This is a genomic window from Paracoccus sp. (in: a-proteobacteria) (assembly GCF_030538755.1).
Taxonomy (GTDB): domain Bacteria; phylum Pseudomonadota; class Alphaproteobacteria; order Rhodobacterales; family Rhodobacteraceae; genus Paracoccus.
This window is the reverse complement of the sequence record NZ_JAUNTJ010000033.1, coordinates 1-17897: the sequence shown is the minus strand read 5'-3', so window position 1 is coordinate 17897 and position 17897 is coordinate 1. Positions and strand designations below refer to the sequence as shown.

The 17897-nt window shown below is 66.8% G+C and carries 14 protein-coding genes and 2 CRISPR repeat arrays; of the genes, 13 read left to right on the top strand and 1 reads right to left on the bottom strand.

The genetic code is table 11. The features are described 5' to 3' along the window. Window positions 1-339 precede the first annotated feature (339 nt). Window positions 340-2352, bottom strand: coding sequence for a TonB-dependent receptor (locus Q4G14_RS14295; protein WP_303362437.1), 2013 nt, complete (start codon window positions 2350-2352; stop codon window positions 340-342). A 142-nt stretch (window positions 2353-2494) separates the two neighbouring features. Between Q4G14_RS14295 and Q4G14_RS14290 the strand changes: the two genes are divergently transcribed. The 13 genes from Q4G14_RS14290 to cas2e all read left to right on the top strand — a co-directional run bounded on the left by Q4G14_RS14290 (window position 2495) and on the right by cas2e (window position 16946). Next, entirely contained in the window at window positions 2495-3523 is a 1029-nt protein-coding gene (locus Q4G14_RS14290) for a hemin-degrading factor (protein WP_303362436.1), read from the top strand. Continuing rightward, window positions 3520-4398 carry a hemin ABC transporter substrate-binding protein gene (locus Q4G14_RS14285; protein ID WP_303362435.1) on the top strand — a complete coding sequence of 293 codons (879 nt, stop codon included), beginning with the start codon at window positions 3520-3522 and terminating at the stop codon, window positions 4396-4398. Before Q4G14_RS14290 ends, Q4G14_RS14285 begins: the two co-directional genes overlap by 4 nt. Beyond that, window positions 4398-5462, top strand: coding sequence for an iron ABC transporter permease (locus Q4G14_RS14280; protein ID WP_303362434.1), 1065 nt, complete (start codon window positions 4398-4400; stop codon window positions 5460-5462). Before Q4G14_RS14285 ends, Q4G14_RS14280 begins: the two co-directional genes overlap by 1 nt. Continuing rightward, window positions 5459-6250, top strand: a complete 792-nt coding sequence (locus Q4G14_RS14275) for a heme ABC transporter ATP-binding protein (protein ID WP_303362433.1) — start codon at window positions 5459-5461, stop codon at window positions 6248-6250. The genes Q4G14_RS14280 and Q4G14_RS14275 overlap by 4 nt, the downstream gene beginning before the upstream one ends. Before the next feature lie 208 nt (window positions 6251-6458). Continuing rightward, on the top strand, window positions 6459-7055 hold the full coding sequence (locus tag Q4G14_RS14270; RefSeq protein ID WP_303362432.1) for a hypothetical protein: 597 nt from the start codon (window positions 6459-6461) through the stop codon (window positions 7053-7055). A gap of 273 nt (window positions 7056-7328) precedes the next feature. Continuing rightward, on the top strand, window positions 7329-9824 hold the full coding sequence (cas3, locus tag Q4G14_RS14265; protein ID WP_303362431.1) for a CRISPR-associated helicase Cas3': 2496 nt from the start codon (window positions 7329-7331) through the stop codon (window positions 9822-9824). Between the two features lie 68 nt (window positions 9825-9892). Further along, window positions 9893-11141: direct repeats of the CRISPR family, unit length 29 nt; unit sequence CTGTTCCCCACGCGTGTGGGGATGAACCG. Between the two features lie 177 nt (window positions 11142-11318). After that, complete coding sequence (gene casA / locus Q4G14_RS14260; RefSeq protein ID WP_368661385.1) at window positions 11319-12797, top strand: type I-E CRISPR-associated protein Cse1/CasA; 1479 nt, start codon at window positions 11319-11321, stop codon at window positions 12795-12797. Next, window positions 12794-13291, top strand: coding sequence for a type I-E CRISPR-associated protein Cse2/CasB (casB, locus tag Q4G14_RS14255; RefSeq protein WP_303362429.1), 498 nt, complete (start codon window positions 12794-12796; stop codon window positions 13289-13291). The genes casA and casB overlap by 4 nt, the downstream gene beginning before the upstream one ends. Next, complete coding sequence (gene cas7e, locus Q4G14_RS14250) at window positions 13288-14355, top strand: type I-E CRISPR-associated protein Cas7/Cse4/CasC (RefSeq protein WP_303362428.1); 1068 nt, start codon at window positions 13288-13290, stop codon at window positions 14353-14355. The genes casB and cas7e overlap by 4 nt, the downstream gene beginning before the upstream one ends. A gap of 1 nt (window position 14356) precedes the next feature. Next, on the top strand, window positions 14357-15061 hold the full coding sequence (gene cas5e, locus Q4G14_RS14245) for a type I-E CRISPR-associated protein Cas5/CasD (protein WP_303362427.1): 705 nt from the start codon (window positions 14357-14359) through the stop codon (window positions 15059-15061). Then, window positions 15058-15750: a type I-E CRISPR-associated protein Cas6/Cse3/CasE gene (cas6e, locus tag Q4G14_RS14240; protein WP_303362426.1), complete on the top strand. Its 693-nt coding sequence runs from the start codon at window positions 15058-15060 to the stop codon at window positions 15748-15750. The genes cas5e and cas6e overlap by 4 nt, the downstream gene beginning before the upstream one ends. Window positions 15751-15772: 22 nt before the next feature. Further along, a complete protein-coding gene (gene cas1e / locus Q4G14_RS14235; protein WP_303362438.1) occupies window positions 15773-16675 on the top strand; it encodes a type I-E CRISPR-associated endonuclease Cas1e in 903 nt (300 codons plus the stop codon). Next, entirely contained in the window at window positions 16656-16946 is a 291-nt protein-coding gene (gene cas2e, locus Q4G14_RS14230; RefSeq protein ID WP_303362425.1) for a type I-E CRISPR-associated endoribonuclease Cas2e, read from the top strand. Before cas1e ends, cas2e begins: the two co-directional genes overlap by 20 nt. Window positions 16947-17014: 68 nt before the next feature. Then, a CRISPR array of direct repeats spans window positions 17015-17897; the repeat unit is 29 nt; unit sequence CTGTTCCCCGCACACGCGGGGATGAACCG.

Sequence of the window (17897 nt, the reverse complement as noted above, 5' to 3'; positions counted from 1 at the left end):
AGTCTGTCCGGGGAAAGGAGAACCCCGGACACCAGCCGATTTGTGCAACAGAGCCATTTGGAGGCTGCATAGCCTGCTGAAGCATGCGATCCTCTCTGCGATATTGACGGTGCGGGTGGTGGCGAAAATCTCCAGGCGCCTTGCCACCGTCATGCGGCATATCTGCGATCCGCCAAGACGGCGGAAAAGCCAGGCAAACGCCGCCAGAAACCCCACAAGCCCTTAAGTTAGCGCGTATGGGGGGCTGGCCCGCCTCTGTCCGGCTCGCTTATGTGGCTTTGGTCTTGTGAGGCGGCCCGCCAGGGGCCAACCCCGCCCGTTTCCGGGCAGGGCGGTGCCTCAGAAATTGCGCGTCAGCGTCAGCGAGACATTGCGCCCCGGTGCCGGGCCGGTCTGATAGGTGGCGGGGATGTATTCGCGGTTGGTGATGTTGTCGATGGCAAGGCCGAACTCGGTCCCTTGCGCGACGCCCGATTGCGGCGACCAGACGGCAAAGACGTCATGCACGCCGTAACCCGCGCGATGCGTGCCGCTGGGCTTGTCGCGCCCCGCCGCCAGCGTGCTGCGCACCCCGAAACGCCATTCCTCCGAAGGCCGCCACGTCGCCGACAGCGCCAGCCGGTTGTTGGGCAGCGTGTCCAGATCGCTGCCGTCCTGATCGACCCCGTTCACCACCGACAGGGCGGCACCCAATTGCCAGGTGGTGTTCGACCAGACCGCCTCGATTTCGCCGCCGCGCAGATAGGCGCGCTCGATGTTGATATAGGCGGGTTCCGGTGCAATTGCGTTGGTGCGGGTAATCATGTTGTCGATATGGTTGCGGAACAGGGTCAGCTTGACCCGCGCCTGATCGTTGGCGCTGAACAGCCCGTCCGCGCGATAGCTGACGCCCAGTTCAAGGTTCTTGCCGCGTTCGGCCTTGAGATCGGGCGAGGCCGCGCCGCCGCGAAAGCTGTCATACAGCTCATCGACATTGGGCAGGCGGCTGACCTTGGCGGCTGAACCGAACACCGACCAGTTGTCGTTCAGGTCATACATGACGGCGATCTGCGGCTCGGCCGCGGTGTTGCGCACGCCTTCGTCCGTTGCGGTCACGCTGTCGCGCGGCGAGGTGCTTTGCCGGGTCCAGCGCAGGCCGGTGTTGATCGTCCAGCGGTCGCGCGACAGTTCCGACCACGCAAAGATCGCCGCCTGCCGTGTCACCGCCTCGGGGTGGGATGCGGAATAGGCGGTGCTGGTGCGGTCCTGATAGGATGTTTCGGCACCGACGGTCACGAAATGCGACCAGCCGCCCGCCGACACATCCGCGACGTTCTGCGCCCGCAGCTTCCACAACCCGTAATCGCGCCGTCCCAGCAAGGTTGCCATGATCGGTTCGTCCGGGTTCGACCCCTGCTGAATATCCTTGATCGTGTTGGTATAGGACAGCGTGACCGTGCTGTCGATCAGCGGGTTTTCGGGGTTATAGCCCCAGACCAGCCGCGCCGTCTGGTCGCGCGTCAGAATGTCGCCCACGCCCCAGCCCGCAAAGCCGGGGAACAGGCCGACCTGCGCGCCCTCCATCTGGTTGAAATCCTGATCGTCGCCGCGCGCCTCAAGATGCAGGTAAGAGCCTTCGATGTAGTGATCCCCGAACCGCTGCCGCGCCTTCAGCAGCAGATTCGGCGCGTCGGAATTGGACCGGATCATCACATCGCCATCGGGGTCTTTGGTGTCGCCCAGATGGCGATAGGCCAGACCGGCCACCGCCTCGAAATCGGTGGTCGGGCGCCAGCCCCACAGCGCGCTGGCGAAGGCCGTGTCGGGGTTGGAACCATAGCGCAGCCGCAGCCGCCCGCCCTGTGTCGCGCCCTCGGCGATCAGGTCGCCCGCGCTGACGGTTTCCATTGCGATCACCCCGCCAAGCGCCCCCGCGCCATACAGCGTCGATGAACCGGGGCCGCGCAGCACCTCGACCCGCGTCAGGAAGTCGGGTTCGATGAACAGCGACCCCTGACGATAGGATTCGTAATATTTCCGCTCGCCATCAATCAGTTGCACGATCCCGGCCTCGGATGCGGCGGTGCCGGAATTGCCAAAGCCGCGAATGTTGAAACCCTGCCCGAAAAAGCTGGACGAGCCGACCCCCGCCACGCCCGGCACCTGCGTCAGCGCCTGCCCGATGGTGCCCGGCGCGGTGTCGTCCAGTTCCTGCTGACCGACCACGCTGACCGATTGCGGCACGTCGGATGCGACCTTTTCCGTTCCCGCGCGCAGGATGATCGGGTCCAGAACGGTCGGGCGTTCCTGTGCGATCACCCCCGCAGGGATCGCCCCCAGAATGATCGGAAGAAGTATCAGTCTTTTGCGCATGTGCCCCTGTTCCCTGTTGTTTGTTGAAATGACCCGGCTGGCATATGCTGGCGGCTTGCATCGGCTAGCTTTCCTTACTAAACAAGTCAAGAACTGCATCCAGCCCGTTTGCCAGATGCCCGCATACGTAAAAGGCTAATCCATGAACGACCTGACCCCCGCACGGCTGCGCGATCTGAAACGTGAATCGACCCTTCGGCCTTTTGATCTGGCCGCGCAGCTTGGCCTGACCGAGGCCGCGCTGGTCGAGGCCGAACTGGGCCACGGCGCGATCCGCATCACCCCGGCGCTGGGGCGGCTGATCCCGGCGGTGCAGCGTCTGGGCGAGGTGATGGCCCTGACCCGCAACCGGTCCTGCGTGATCGAAAAGGTCGGCACCTATAACAATTTCCACGATGGCGACCATGCGGCGATGACGCTGGACCCCGAAATCGACATGCGCATGTTCCCGCGCCACTGGGTCCATGCCTATGCCGTCGAGGCCGAGGGCAATGACGGCCCGCGCCGCTCGGTTCAGGTGTTCGACGCGGCGGGCGATGCGGTGCACAAGGTGCATCTGCGCGCCGGGTCCGATCTGGCCGCATGGGATGCGCTGCGCCGCGATCTGGCGCTGCCGGATCAGGACGGGCTGTCGGATTTCGCCCCCCGCGCCCCGGTCGAAGGCCCCCGCATCGACGAAAGCCGCGCCATGGCGCTGCGCAGCGAATGGGCGGACATGACCGACACGCATCAGTTCAACACGCTGGTGCGGCGGCTGAAGATGAACCGGCTGGGCGCCTATCATCTGGCTGGTGCGCCTTTCGTGCGGCGGCTGGATGTGGCGGCCAATGACGCGCTGTTCACTGCGGTGCAGGCGCAGGGCCTGCCGGTGATGATCTTCGTCGGCAATATGGGCTGCATCGGGATTCATTCCGGCCCGTGTCAGAACCTGCGCCCGATAGGGCCGTGGCTGAATGTCATGGACGAGCGGTTCAACCTGCATCTGCGCGCCGATCATGTGGCCGAGATGTGGCAGGTGGAAAAGCCGACCAAGCGCGGCATGGCGATCTCGGTCGAGGCCTTCGATGAATATGGCGCGCTGATCTATCAGTGCTTTGGGATGCGGGCGGACAAGGGCGGCGATCCGCAGGTCTGGGCCGATCTGGTGAACGGACTGCCGGGGGCGGCATGATGCGGCGCTTTGCGGGTATCGCGCTGGCGGCGCTGATGGGTTTGCCCGCGCTGGCCGAAGGGCCGCAGGGGCACCCGGATGCGCAGCGGATTCTGGCGGTTGGCGGCACGGTCACGGAAATCGTCTATGCGATGGGCGAACAGGACCGGCTGATCGCGCGCGACAGTTCCTCGGTTTACCCGGCGGCGGCGCTGGATTTGCCCGATGTCGGTTATATGCGCCGCCTGTCCGCCGAAAACGTGCTGTCGCTGCGCCCCGACCTGATCCTTGCCGAAGAGGGCGCAGGCCCGCCCGAGGCGGTGGCGATGCTGCAATCCTCGGGGATCGCGTTCGAAACCATCCCCGACGCCGCCGACGCGGCAGGGATCGAGACGCGGATCACCGCCGTGGCGCAGGCTTTGGGCAGGCCGGATGCGATCCAACCCGATCTGGATGCGCTGCGTGCCGATCTGGCGGAACTTGAGGCGCTGAATGCCGATGTCACTCCGCGCCGGGTGCTGTTCATTCTGTCGCTGCAAGGCGGACGGGTGCTGGCCTCGGGCACGGATACGGCGGCGGATGCGATGATCCGGCTGGCGGGGGCCGAAAATGCGATAACGGGCTTCAGCGGTTACAAGCCGCTGACGGACGAGGCGATCATGGCCGCCGCCCCCGACCTGATCCTGATGATGCACCGCGATCCGATCAGCGACAGCGACCCGATCTTGCAGGAACCGGGCGACGCGCAGATCTGGGCCATGCCCGCCATCGCCGCGACTCCGGCGGGGCAGAACCGCGCGATCCTGCGGATGAATGCGCAATATCTGCTGGGCTTTGGGCCGCGCGCGGGCAAGGCCGGGCTGGATCTGCACCGCGCGATCTATGGGGACGGGTGATGGTGGCAATGACGGCTGTTCCGCTGGCAGGCGACCGCCGCAGGCGCGGGCAGGCCGTGGCGGTGCTGCTGGCGGTGCTGACGCTGATCGTCGCGGTGCTGTCGATGGGGCATGGCGCATCCGGCGTGTCGGCGGTTGGCGTGCTGGGCGACTGGCTGGCCGGGCGTGAGATTGCGCAGGCCGACCGCATCATCGTGCTGGACATCCGCCTGCCGCGCCTGCTGACCGGGCTGCTGGTCGGGGCCTCGCTGGCGGTGGCGGGGGCGGTGATGCAGGGGCTGTTCCGCAACCCGCTGGCCGATCCGGGCCTGCTGGGCGTCAGCGCGGGGGCATCGCTGGGGGCGATTGCCGCGATCGTGCTGGGCGGGCTGCTGCCTGCCGCGATCACTGTGTGGACCGGCTGGTATCTGGTGCCGCTGGCGGCATTCGGCGGCGGCTGGGTGACGATGCTGGTGCTGTATGGCATCGCCACGCGGCAGGGGCGCACCTCGATCGCCACCATGCTGCTGGCCGGGATCGCGATTTCGGCCATGGTCAGTGCGGTGTCCGGGCTGATCGTCTATTACGCCAATGACTCGCAACTGCGCGACCTGACCTTCTGGGGCATGGGATCGCTGGCCGGGTCAAGCTGGGTCAAGCTGGCCGCCGCCGGGCCGGTCATGGCGCTGGCGCTGATCGCCGCGCCGTTTCTGGCCCGGTCGCTGAACGGTCTGGCCCTGGGCGAGGCCGCCGCCGCCCATGTCGGCATCCGCGTGCAGCGCGCCAAGACCGCCGCCATGCTGACCAGCGCCGGGGCGGTGGGGGCGGCGGTGGCCGTATCGGGCGGCATCGGCTTTGTCGGCATCGTGGTGCCGCATCTGCTGCGGCTGATCTGCGGGCCGGATCACCGCTGGCTGCTGGTCAATGCGGGCCTGCTGGGGGCCTGCGTGCTGGTGCTGGCCGATATGGTCAGCCGCACCATCATCGCGCCCGCGGAACTGCCCATCGGCATCATCACCGCGATGCTGGGCGGGCCGTTCTTTACCTGGGTGCTGCTGTCGAACCGAAGGATTCTGGACGGTTGAGTCTGCACGCCACCGACATCACCGTAAAGCTGGGCACGCGCGCCGTGCTGCGCGGGGTCAGCATGACGGCGCAGGCGGGCCGCCTGACCGCGATCATCGGGCCGAACGGCTCGGGCAAGACGACGCTGCTGCGCGCCCTGACGGCCGAGCTGCGCCCGGCGTCGGGGCGGATCACGCTGAACGGCGCCGATCTGACCGGCCTGCCGCCCGATGTGCTGGCGCGGCAGCGTGCGGTGCTGCCGCAGCACAGCGCGCTGTCCTTTCCCTTCACCGCAGCCGAGATCATCCGCATCGGCCTGACCTCGCACCCCGATGCGCAGACCGTCGGCGACGCGCTGATCGCCGCCGCCTTGGCGCAGGTCGGCCTGCCCGATTACGCCGGGCGGCTGTATCAGGAAATGTCGGGCGGCGAACAACAGCGGGTGCAACTGGCCCGCGCGCTGGTGCAGGTCTGGCAGCCGGTCGGTGCCGATGGCCCGCGCTGGTTGATGCTGGATGAACCCGTCAGCAGTCTGGACATCGCGCATCAACTGGCGGTGATGCGTCTGGCCGCAGCCTATGCCCGGCGCGGCGGCGGGGTGGTTGCGGTGATGCACGACCTGAACCTGACCGCGATGTTCGCCGATCACGTCCTGCTGATGCAGAACGGCAGCGCCCTGGCCGAAGGCCCGCCCGACGAGGTGCTGACCGACAGCCTGCTGACCAGCGCCTATAACTGCACTTTGCGCACCCGCTGCGCGCCCGCGCAAGGCGCCTGGCTGCTGCCGCAAGGGGCGATGGTGATGTAAGGGGCGGCGGCTCGGGGGCGTTTTCCTGCCCCCCGATTCCCCCGATAACGCCCCCATTCGGCAGGATGCTGCCGGTCTGGCCGGGCTGTGGCGCATCCGCTTTACCCATGCCCGGTTGCCACATAGCCTTGCCCTATGGATCACGCGGCAAGCAGGGTTTGCTGCGTGGCGTCAGACAGAAACCCGAGGTTCCATGACCCGAACAGCCATGTCCGTTTTCGCACTTGCCTTGTCTGCCGGGGCCGCTCTGGCTGCGCCGCAGGATTATCAGGAACGGTTGCCCGCAGCCATTCAGGATATGGAACTGGTGCGAACCGAGATGGCGGGCGAACAGCTTGTCGCGTATTACGGCGAAACCATTGGCCGGGCGACATTGCGTATTCTGCCCGCGCCGCAGGCCGATCCGCGCGGTGCGGCGGGCGGCGATCCTGCCGGCACGGGCGAAACGCCATCCGCGCAGCGTGCCTTGTTTGAACTGCTGGCGCAGAATCTGGAACAAGGCACCAATGCCCTGAATGAGGGCTATACGACCGCCCCCGTCCGCCTGCGCCAGATCGAGATCAGCGGCGATTCCGATCTTGACGGAACGGTGCTGATCTGCGGCATGGTCGAACGACAGCAGGACGGCGGGGATGCCGGGGAAACAAGGGGGCTGCTGGACAACCTCTGCACCGCGCAGAACGGCAGCGAGGTGATCGCCCTGTCCATCACCGCCCCCTATTCCGACGACGAGATGCAGCAAAACCTGTCGCAGGCGCATCTGGCCTTTGCGGGGATGCTGATTGGTCAGTTGATGCGGCCCTGAGGGGCGGCCCGGCGCGCGGCCAAGGCTGCGGAAACCCGGATTATCTGGCCGATCTCGATTGCCTTTTCCAAACGGGCACGGGTTCTGGCGGCGTGGTGCGAATTGCGGCGGGCTTAATCGTTATCGCGAATGGTCGCGGGATGAGGGGATCAAGGGTCAGGTCAAGGATATGCAGGGCGGAAAGCAGCCCCCCTGCCGGCCTTGATCCAGAACCCGGCGCGTCTTTATGATCGGCCTTGCGCCAGAATGCGGCGATCAGGTCGGGGAACCGCAATGACGGCACAGATCATCCGCAACTGGCCCGGCAAAAGCGCGCTGGACGGCATTGCCCATCCCGCCGCCTATCACATGCTGGACGTGGCCGCTGTGGCCGAAGGGCTGATCGGCGCCCGCTATCCGGCCCCTGTGCGCGATGCCGTGATCCTGCTGACGGCGCTGCATGATCTGGGCAAGATCAGCGACAGCTTTCGCGCCATGCTGACCACCGGCGCGACGCAGCCTCAGGGCCGGCATTGGGAAGTGACCGAGGCGCTGCTGCGTCATCACGATGCCACGCTGGCCCCGGCGATTGTCCCCGACCGTCGGCCCGGCCCGTATGGGCCGCGCGAACGGGCCGACCGGCTGGCGCTCTATGCCGGGGTTGCGGGGCATCACGGACAGCCGCCCAGGCGGGATGAGATGATGCTGGCGCGCAGCCTGAACGCCGCCGGGCCGCAGGCCGTGGCGGATGCGGGCGATCTGATCGCGGCATTCATGGCGCTGTGGCCCGGTGCGTCGCTGGCGTCGCTGGACAAGCATGGCCTGAAGGCGCTGGAATGGTGGCTGCCGGGCTTTATCGCGGCGGCCGATTGGGTCGGGTCAAACCCCGACTGGTTTCCGCCCACCGCGCCCGGCCCCGATCTGCCCGCCTATCTGGTGCAGGCCCGCAGCCGGGCCGGGGCGGCGATCCGTGCCGCCGGGCTGGATGCGCCCGCCCCCGCGCCCGGCACGCTGTTCGATTTCACCCTGCGCCCGATGCAGGCCGCCTGCCGCGATATTGCCCTGCCCGATGGTCCCGCCCTGGCCGTGATCGAGGATGAAACCGGCGCAGGCAAGACCGAGGCCGCGCTGCTCCTTGCCCAGCGGATGATGCTGGCGGGCAAGGGGCAGGGGTTGTTCTTTGCCCTGCCCACCACGGCGACGGCGGATGCGATGTTTGCCCGCGCCCGCCATATCGTGCGGCGGATGTTCGATGGCCCGCCCAGCCTGACGCTGGCGCATGGCCGCGCCGCCCTGTCAGGCGAATACCGCGACCTGCGCGCCGCCCCGGCTGGCGCGACCGATGCCCCGGTCTGCACCGAGTGGCTGGCCGAAGGCCGCCGCCGCGCCCTGCTGGCCGCCGTGGGTGTCGGCACGATAGATCAGGCGCTGCTGTCCGTTCTGCCCACCCGCTTTGCCACGCTGCGCCATTACGGCCTGTCCTCGAAAATCCTGATCGTGGACGAGGTGCATGAAATGGGTGCGCCTTACATGGCGACCGAGCTGGCGCAGCTTTTGCGGGCGCATCGGATGGCGGGCGGCTCGGCCATTCTGCTGACGGCGACGCTGCCCTTGGATCAGCGGGCGGCGCTGTTGGCGGCGTGGGGTGCAGAGGATGACGGCGACCGCGCCTATCCGGCGCTGACCATGGCGGGCGGGGCGGCGCGGCGCGATTTCCCGCAAACCGGCAGCGCGCGCGGCCCGGTCGCCGTGTCGCGGCTGAGCGATCCGGCGCAGGCCGTGGCGCTGCTGGCGGATCACGCGGCGCAGGGGGCCGCCTGCCTTTGGGTGCGCAATGCCGTCGATGATGCGATCGCCGGGGTCGATGCCCTGCGCGCGGCGGGGGTCAGCGCCGATCTGCTGCACGCCCGCTTTACCCTTGCCGACCGGCTGCGCCACGAACAGGCGGCGCTGTCGCGGTTCGGCAAGCATGGCCAGCAGCGGGCCGGGCGTGTGCTGGTGGCGACGCAGGTGGTGGAAAGCAGCCTCGATCTGGATTTCGACGTGATGGTGTCGGATCTGGCCCCTGTTGCCTCGCTGATCCAGCGCGCGGGGCGGCTGTGGCGGCATATGGACCTGCGCCCGGCGGCAACCCGCCCGGTGCTCGCGCCGGTGCTGCATGTCGTGTCGCCCGACCCCGCGCGGGTCGAGGACGAACAATGGCTGCATCATGTGCTGGATCGTGGCGCATGGGTCTATCCGCTGGATCTGCAATGGCGCAGCGCGCAGGTGCTGTTCGCCACCGGCCGGATCGAGGCCCCCGCCGGTCTGCGCACCTTGATCGAGGCCGCCCATGGTCAGGACGCCGCCCCCGTCCCCGAGCCTTTGGCCGAGGCCGAGCTGCTGCGCATCGGTCAGGGCTATGCCGAGGCCAACCAGGCCCGGCGCAACCTGATCGACCTTGCCAAAGGCTATCGCGGCAATGCCGCCGCCGATGACACCGATTACCCCACCCGCCTTGGCCGCCCGACCCGCACCCTGCTGCTGGCCCGCCGCCATGGCGGGGCGCTGCACCCATGGGCCGACGGCCCGGACGGCTGGTCCCTGTCCGAAGCGCAGGTCGCCGAACACCGCCTGCACGGGCTGAACCTGCCCGACCAATCCACCCCCGAAATCGCCGCCCTGACCCAAGACTGGCCCGACTGGCGCCGCACCGCCGTAACGCTCTGCCCCGTAACGGACGACGGCACCATCTGCCCCGGCCTTGGCTATGACGCCGAGAAAGGGGTGGTGTTTGCAGGCGAGGTATAGGGGGCCATTTATCTGGTGCTGTGGAGGGTGTTGGTATAGCCGATGGAAATCAGTTATTTGGAGGAAGACTGTTCCCCACGCGTGTGGGGATGAACCGCAGCACAAGGACGTTCTTCGGGCCGTCCGCAACTGTTCCCCACGCGTGTGGGGATGAACCGGACGTGACTTATGCCCCAGCCATGCACCTCGACTGTTCCCCACGCGTGTGGGGATGAACCGTCAGCGGATATCTCGATAACTGAATTTGCCATCTGTTCCCCACGCGTGTGGGGATGAACCGGTCAACAAGGCGGGCGATGTGCTGGCGCAGATCTGTTCCCCACGCGTGTGGGGATGAACCGATTTATCAGCGGTCACGGCCCGGCCGTGCGCACTGTTCCCCACGCGTGTGGGGATGAACCGTGGTGTGCGGACAATGGGTTGTCCGTTGCCACCTGTTCCCCACGCGTGTGGGGATGAACCGGTCTTTCAGAGCCATTTATTTTCCTCTGCTATCTGTTCCCCACGCGTGTGGGGATGAACCGTTCGGTATTTGGTCGCTGGTGAGTATGGCGAACTGTTCCCCACGCGTGTGGGGATGAACCGAACAGAGGGTTCAGGGATTTCAAAAAACCTGTCTGTTCCCCACGCGTGTGGGGATGAACCGCTGAAACCAAATCTTTCAACGACGCGCTTTCGCTGTTCCCCACGCGTGTGGGGATGAACCGAAACGGAACTTCCGGCGTCAGTCAAAGTTTCGCTGTTCCCCACGCGTGTGGGGATGAACCGTTGACCGTCGAGTGTTCGAGAACCGACCCGTGCTGTTCCCCACGCGTGTGGGGATGAACCGACGCTGTTGGCGCGGGAATGGGAGGTCCGTCCCTGTTCCCCACGCGTGTGGGGATGAACCGCCGCGCTCCTGATCCGGGCCGGGATTCTAGGACTGTTCCCCACGCGTGTGGGGATGAACCGTGAACAGAAAATGCGGATTTGGGGTGAAAAAACTGTTCCCCACGCGTGTGGGGATGAACCGGAAGGGATACGCCTGCGTGTTATGTGGCAACGCTGTTCCCCACGCGTGTGGGGATGAACCGTGCGAGGTGTAAGTCGTGAGGCACATTTGTAACTGTTCCCCACGCGTGTGGGGATGAACCGCCGCCGGAGAGCAGCGTTGACAGGTCCAGCACCTGTTCCCCACGCGTGTGGGGATGAACCGATGCGGGAATACGGTTTCGCGTTCGCAAGACACTGTTCCCCACGCGTGTGGGGATGAACCGCGATACCGGGCATTAAAAACCATTCTCGCGAACTGTTCCCCACGCGTGTGGGGATGAACCGAGTTCCATCCGTGCGGGTTGGGTTTTCTGGACCAATTCTCTCCGGGATCGTCACCCAGAGCCGTGATCGGTGCCGCACTGCTGTGACGGCCGGTTCTGCGTGCTCGACTGGCAGGCATTTTGCTTATTGGCCATTGACAGATCGGCAAAATTCCGCTTAGCTACGCTTGTTCACAATATGCAAAGATCTATGCCCCTGAATCTTATTGCAGATCCGTGGATTCCTGTCATCACGGCCGATGGTCCCCGGACTGTTACCCCTTGGGAAGTTGCCGACTCTGCAATTTTGGGGGTGGACTGGCCTCGGGCGGATATGAATATCGCCTGTTTGGAGCTGTTGATCGGGCTGGTGGCCATGGCTGATCCTCCGGTTGATGAAGACGACTGGCTGGACCGCTGGGCCCCCGATCCCGACCGGCTGCGGCAGCGGTTAGAGCCGTTTGCGCCGGCCTTTAACCTGACCGGGGACGGGCCGCGTTTTATGCAGGATTTCGATGATCTGCCGGGTGCGCCGAACCCGGTGGATATGCTGTTCATCGACAGCGCGGGCGGGCAGACGGTCAAGAATAATGCCGATCTGATGGTCTGGCGCGGGCGCTATCCCGAACTGACGCCTGCGATGGCGGCGATGGCCTTGTATACGTTTCAGGCCTTCGCCCCGGCGGGTGGGGCGGGGAACCGCACCTCGATGCGGGGCGGCGGGCCGATGGTGACGCTGGTTCAGCCGCAGGGCGGGCTGTGGTCGCTGATCTGGGCGAACACGCCCTGCGGGCAGGCGGCGGCGCCCGGCGATCTGCCGTGGATGCGCAAGACCTCGACTTCGGAAAAGGCGCAGCAGGTCTTTCCTGAACAGCGCCACCCGGTCGAGGCGTTTTTCGGGATGCCGCGCCGTTTGCGGCTGGTGGGCGACGATGCGATCTCCGGGGTTGTCCAGCGGCCCTATGGCACGAATTATGCCGGCTGGGATCACCCGACATCGCCCTATTACCGCCTGAAGGTGGGGGCGGAATGGCTGCCGAAACACCCGCGCGCCGGTCTGTTCGGCTATCGCCACTGGCTGGGCGTGGTCGCGGCGCAGCCGGATGAAGGGCAGGGCCTGACGCGCCGCGCCGAGGTGATCGAGATGTGGGAGCACCGGTCACAAGGGCAATCGGCGCGGGTGATCGTCGCCGGTTGGGCGATGGACAATATGAAGCCGCGCGATTTCGTGCTGTCCACCCCGCCACTGATCGGGCTGACCGGCGCGCCGCTGATCCTGCTGGCCGGGATGATTCAGGCGGCGGAACAACTGTCGCTGGCGCTGCGCGGCGCGCTGGCCCCGGTTCTGGCCGAGGGCGAAACGCGCGAGGCCGTGCGCGAAGAATTCTATACCCGCACGCAAACCGGCTTTGAAACCGGGCTGCGCGCGCTGGAAACCGGCACCGCGCCGGAACAGGTGGCGCAGGGCTGGCTGGCGGCGATGCGCGCGGTTGCCTTTGATCTGTTCGATGCGCGCGCCCTGCCGGGGCTGGCGGATCGCGACGTCAAGGCGCAGCAGGCGGTGGTGCAGGCGCGCGGCTTTCTGGCCGGGTCGTTCGCGGGCCGGGGCAAATACGGCAAACTGGCATTCGGCGCGCTGGAACTGCCGCTGCCGCCAACCAGACAGGAGGCCGCATGAGCGTGGACAGTTTGGACATCGGCCAGATCATCCGCAACTGGTGGGCGGCCAACCTTGCCGACCGCCAAAGCGGCGCGGCGCGGGGCCTTGCAGCCCGGTTGCGGCGGGCACAGGGGATCGAGGCGCTGGCCGAACCTGCCGTGCAGGATCTGGCGCAGCGTCTGGGCACCCGCGATGCGCTGCGGCTGATCGCGCTGGTGAAGGTGCTGGCCGAATTGCGCGGCGAAAGCGGGGCAACGCTGGCGCGCCGTCTGGGCGGGCGGGAACCGGCGCTGTCCACGGCCCGGTTCCAGCGCCTGATGCGATCCGACCGCGACGCGCTGACGACCGCGCTGATCCGCGCCATCCGCAGCCTGCCGGACCCTGCCTGCAACATCGCCGCATTGGGCCGCGACCTGTGGTTCTGGAATGACAAGACCCGCGCGCGCTGGAGCTTTGATTACTTTGCCGCGCCGATCCCCGAAAAACTGAAACCAGCCGAGGCCACCCCGTGACGACATTCGTTCAGTTTCACCTGCTGACCGCCTATCCGCCCTCGAACCCGAACCGCGACGATCAGGGGCGGCCGAAATCCGCGATGATGGGCGGCGCGCCGCGTTTGCGTCTGTCCTCGCAATCGGTGAAACGGGCGGTGCGGGAAAGCAGTTTCTTTCAGAATGATCTGGCCGGGCACACCGGCACCCGCACCAAGCGGCTGTTTGAAAAGCTGCGGGAAAAGCTGATCGCCGATGGTGCCAGCGAAACCGCCGCGCAGGAAACGGCGCAGACCGTCGCCGGAATTTTCGGCAAGCTGGAGCAGCCGAAAAAGGACGATCCGCGCCTGATCGCCACGACGCTGGCCTTTATTTCACCCGCAGAATGGGCGCTGGCCGAGGAACTGGCCGCCAAGGCCCTGGCGGGCGAGGATCTGCCCAAGGATAAAGACCTGAAAAAGCTGGTCCTGCGCCGCGCCGACGGGGCGGTGGATATTGCGATGTTCGGGCGGATGCTGGCCGATGATCCCGATTTCAACCGCGATGCGGCGGTGCAGGTTGCCCATGCGATCACCACGCATCGTGTGCTGGCCGAAGACGACTGGTTTTCCGCTGTCGATGACCTGAAAACCCGCGAACAGGATGCGGGTGCCGGGCATCTGGGCGAGCTGGGCTTTGGTTCAGGCGTCTATTACCTTTACGCCTGCGTCAATGTCGATCTGCTGGTCGAAAACCTTGGCGGCGACCGTGATCTGGCGGCGCGGGGGCTGGAATCGCTGGCCCGCGCGCTGGCCGTGGCCACGCCCAAGGGCAAGCAGAACAGCTTTGGTCACCATCCGCGCGCCCATTACATCCGGGCCGAAATCGGCGCACAGCAGCCGCGCGACCTGTCGGGGTCGTTCTTCAAGCCGGTCGAGGGCGGCGATCTGATCGGCGCGTCCATCGCCGCGCTGGAAGATATGGCGGGCCGCATCGACGCTGCCTATGGCGCATCGTCTGACCGGGCCGAGGTGATGAATCTGGCCACGGGCACCGGCTCACTGGATCAGATCGCGGGTTTTGCCGCCGGGGCGGCCAAGGGCTGACATGCCAAGGGCTGACACGGTGCGCGATTACCTGATCTTGCAACTGACCGCCGCCCTGGGTGCGATGGGCGAATTTGCCGGGCACGAACGGCGCGGATCGCTGATCTGGCCCGGACGCTCGGCGCTGATCGGCATGTTCGGCGCGGCTCTGGGGCTGCGGCGGGGCGATGATTTTTCCGCGCTTGACCCGCTGAAAATGGCCGTGGCGATTTTCGACCCCGGCGTTGCGCTGCGCGATTATCACACGGTGCAGACCGTGCCCGGTGCCGCCGCACGCCAGCCGCAGTCGCGCCCGCAGGCGCTGCGCGATGCCCGCGCAAAGCTGAACACCACGATCACGCTGCGCGATTACCGTGCGGCACCGCTGTATGGCGTGGCGGTTTGGGGCGGCGATCTGGCGGCGCTGGCCGATGCGCTGCGCCGCCCGGTGTTCACGCTGTATCTGGGCCGTAAATCCTGCCCGCTGGCCGCACCGCTGAACCCGCAGATCGTAGCGGCCGACAGCCCCGAACAGGCGCTGGCGGGGCTGTGCCTGCCCGATTGGCGGCAGGGCGCGGTCGCGCAGATGATGGCCAGCGATGACACCACCGGGGCCGCGCGGCTGGAAACGCGCCACGACATCGCCACCGACCGCCGCCAGTGGCACTTTGCGCCGCGTCAGGTGGCGATGCGCGCGGTGGACATCCGACCGGGGGACGCGCCATGACGCTGTATCTGTCGCGCCTCGATCTGTCGCGCCGCCCGGATGTGGCGGCGCTGAATGCTCTGCTGGACCCGGCCCCCGAAGGCGCGCAGCAGGACGCGCATCACCGGCTGATCTGGTCGGCCTTTGCCGGCGATCCCGATGCCAGCCGCGATTTCCTGTGGCGGGCCGAGGGGCAGGGCCGCTTTATCGTGCTGTCGGCGCGCCCGCCGCAGGCCGTTGCGCTGTTCGATCCGCCGCAGGTCAAGCCCTTTGCCCCCGATCTGCGTCAGGGCGACCAGTTGCGCTTTGTGCTGCGCGCCAATGCGACGCGCGCGCGCAAGGGCGTGGGCCGCGTCGATGTGGTGATGGATGCGCTGCATTCCGTGCCCAAGGGCGAACGGGCCGCGCAGCGGATGGCGGTGGCGCAGGCCGCCGCGCAGGACTGGATGGCCGGGCAGGGCAGCCGCCACGGCTTTGAGATCGCGTGGGACCATGAAAACGACCGCCCTGCGCTGGCCGTGGATGATTATTCGGTCGCCGCCCTGCCCTCGCACCGGGGCAAGCGGCAGGGGCAGCCGCAATTCGGTATCCTCGACCTGTCCGGCAAGCTGATCGTCACCGACCCCGCTGCCTTTCTTGATCGCCTTGCCGCCGGTTTCGGCCGCGCCAAGGCGTTCGGCTGCGGATTGATGCTGATCGCCCGCGCATGAAGGGCCTGCGCCACCCAGGCCGATCCCGCTGAAGGACAGATCCTCGCTGGTCTTTGTCGAACGGGCGCAGCTTGATGTGGCGGATGGGGCCTTTGTGGCCATCAACGCCGATGGCACGCGCACGCATATCCCCGTTGGCGGTCTGGCCGGGCTGATGCTGGAACCCGGCGCGCGCATTTCCCACGCCGCCGTGTCGCTGGCCGCGCGCACCGGCACGCTGATTACATGGGTGGGCGAGGCCGGGGTGCGGCTGTATTCCGCAGGCCAGCCCGGCGGGTCGCGTTCGGACAAGCTGCTGTGGCAGGCGTCCATTGCACTGGACCCGGCAGCCCGCCTGCGCGTCGTGCGCGCCATGTATGAGCGCCGCTTTGGCGAGCCTGCTCCGGCCCGCCGATCCATCGACCAGTTGCGCGGGATCGAGGGCGTGCGTGTGCGCGAAACCTATGCCCTGCTGGCGGGGCAGCATGGCGTTGCGTGGCAGCGCCGCCGCTATGACCCCAAGGACTGGGAGGCGGGCGACATTCCCAACCGCTGCTTGTCCGCCGCCACCGCCTGCCTGCATGGTCTTACCGAGGCCGCCGTTCTGGCCGCAGGCTATGCCCCCGCCATCGGCTTTCTGCACATGGGCAAGCCGTTAAGCTTCGTTTACGACATTGCCGATCTGTTCAAGCTGGATACCGTCGTGCCCGAGGCGTTTCGCATCGCCGGCCAGCACGCCAAGGGTCGGCTGGATATGCCGCCCGACCGCGCCGTGCGTCTGGCCTGCCGCGACGCCTTTCGCAGGTCGGGCCTGCTGGCGAAAATCATTCCCACCATCGACGAGATGCTGAGCGCCGGCGACCTGCCCCGCCCCGCCCCACCGCCCGAGGCCGCAGGCCCCGCCTTTGAGGATGAGGTATCCGGCGATGATGGTCATCGTGGTTAACAACGCCCCGCCCCGCCTGAGGGGCCGCCTGGCCGCCTGGCTGCTGGAAATCCGCGCCGGAGTCTTCGTCGGCGACTATTCCGCCCGAACCCGCGAACGGATCTGGGATCAGGTGGTGTCCTATATCGACGAGGGCGACGCCGTAATGGTCTGGCGCGCCCCCACCGACCAGGGCTTTGACTTTCAGACCATAGGCCGCAACCGTCGCATGCCGGTCGATTTCGACGGCCTGAAACTGGTCCAGTTCCTGCCCCAACACCCCGACCGCTGACCCACCGAAAATCCGGTGCGCTTTTTGACATTGTGAAAACGTTTGTGGATCAATAACCTACAACAAGACTGTTCCCCGCACACGCGGGGATGAACCGAGGAGGAACGCCCACATCGCGCGCCCGAACACCTGTTCCCCGCACACGCGGGGATGAACCGCGTGGCGACTGACACAGTATCCGAGCGTTACACTGTTCCCCGCACACGCGGGGATGAACCGTTGGGGGTCAGCGTACCGCCGGGCGTGATGCCCTGTTCCCCGCACACGCGGGGATGAACCGGCATCGTAATCTTTGACGATGCCGGTCGCCCACTGTTCCCCGCACACGCGGGGATGAACCGGGAACCAATCTCGCTTATGTGCAGACCCGAACCTGTTCCCCGCACACGCGGGGATGAACCGCCTTATGGCCTCCACCGCCGCGATGCCGATGACTGTTCCCCGCACACGCGGGGATGAACCGGGACTGATGGGCAAGGCGCTGGCCATGATCGGCTGTTCCCCGCACACGCGGGGATGAACCGCTGGAAATGCGCGCGGCAGAACAGCGGGACGGCTGTTCCCCGCACACGCGGGGATGAACCTGCATCACCGCCAGCAGGTCCCAGCCTTCGCGCCTGTTCCCCGCACACGCGGGGATGAACCGTCCTCTTAACCTCACCCGTTCCGAATTGCCACCTGTTCCCCGCATGCGCGGGGATGAACCGCCCGCGAGGTCCACGCGCTGATGAAGGCGGGCCTGTTCCCCGCATGCGCGGGGATGAACCGACGGTCAGCGCAATGTCGCGCAGATCACCTATCTGTTCCCCGCATGCGCGGGGATGAACCGAGAACACAGGGTTTCACGCCCGAGGCGCACACCTGTTCCCCGCATGCGCGGGGATGAACCGTGGAACCGCGATTTCACCCGCTTGGGCGGTGACTGTTCCCCGCATGCGCGGGGATGAACCG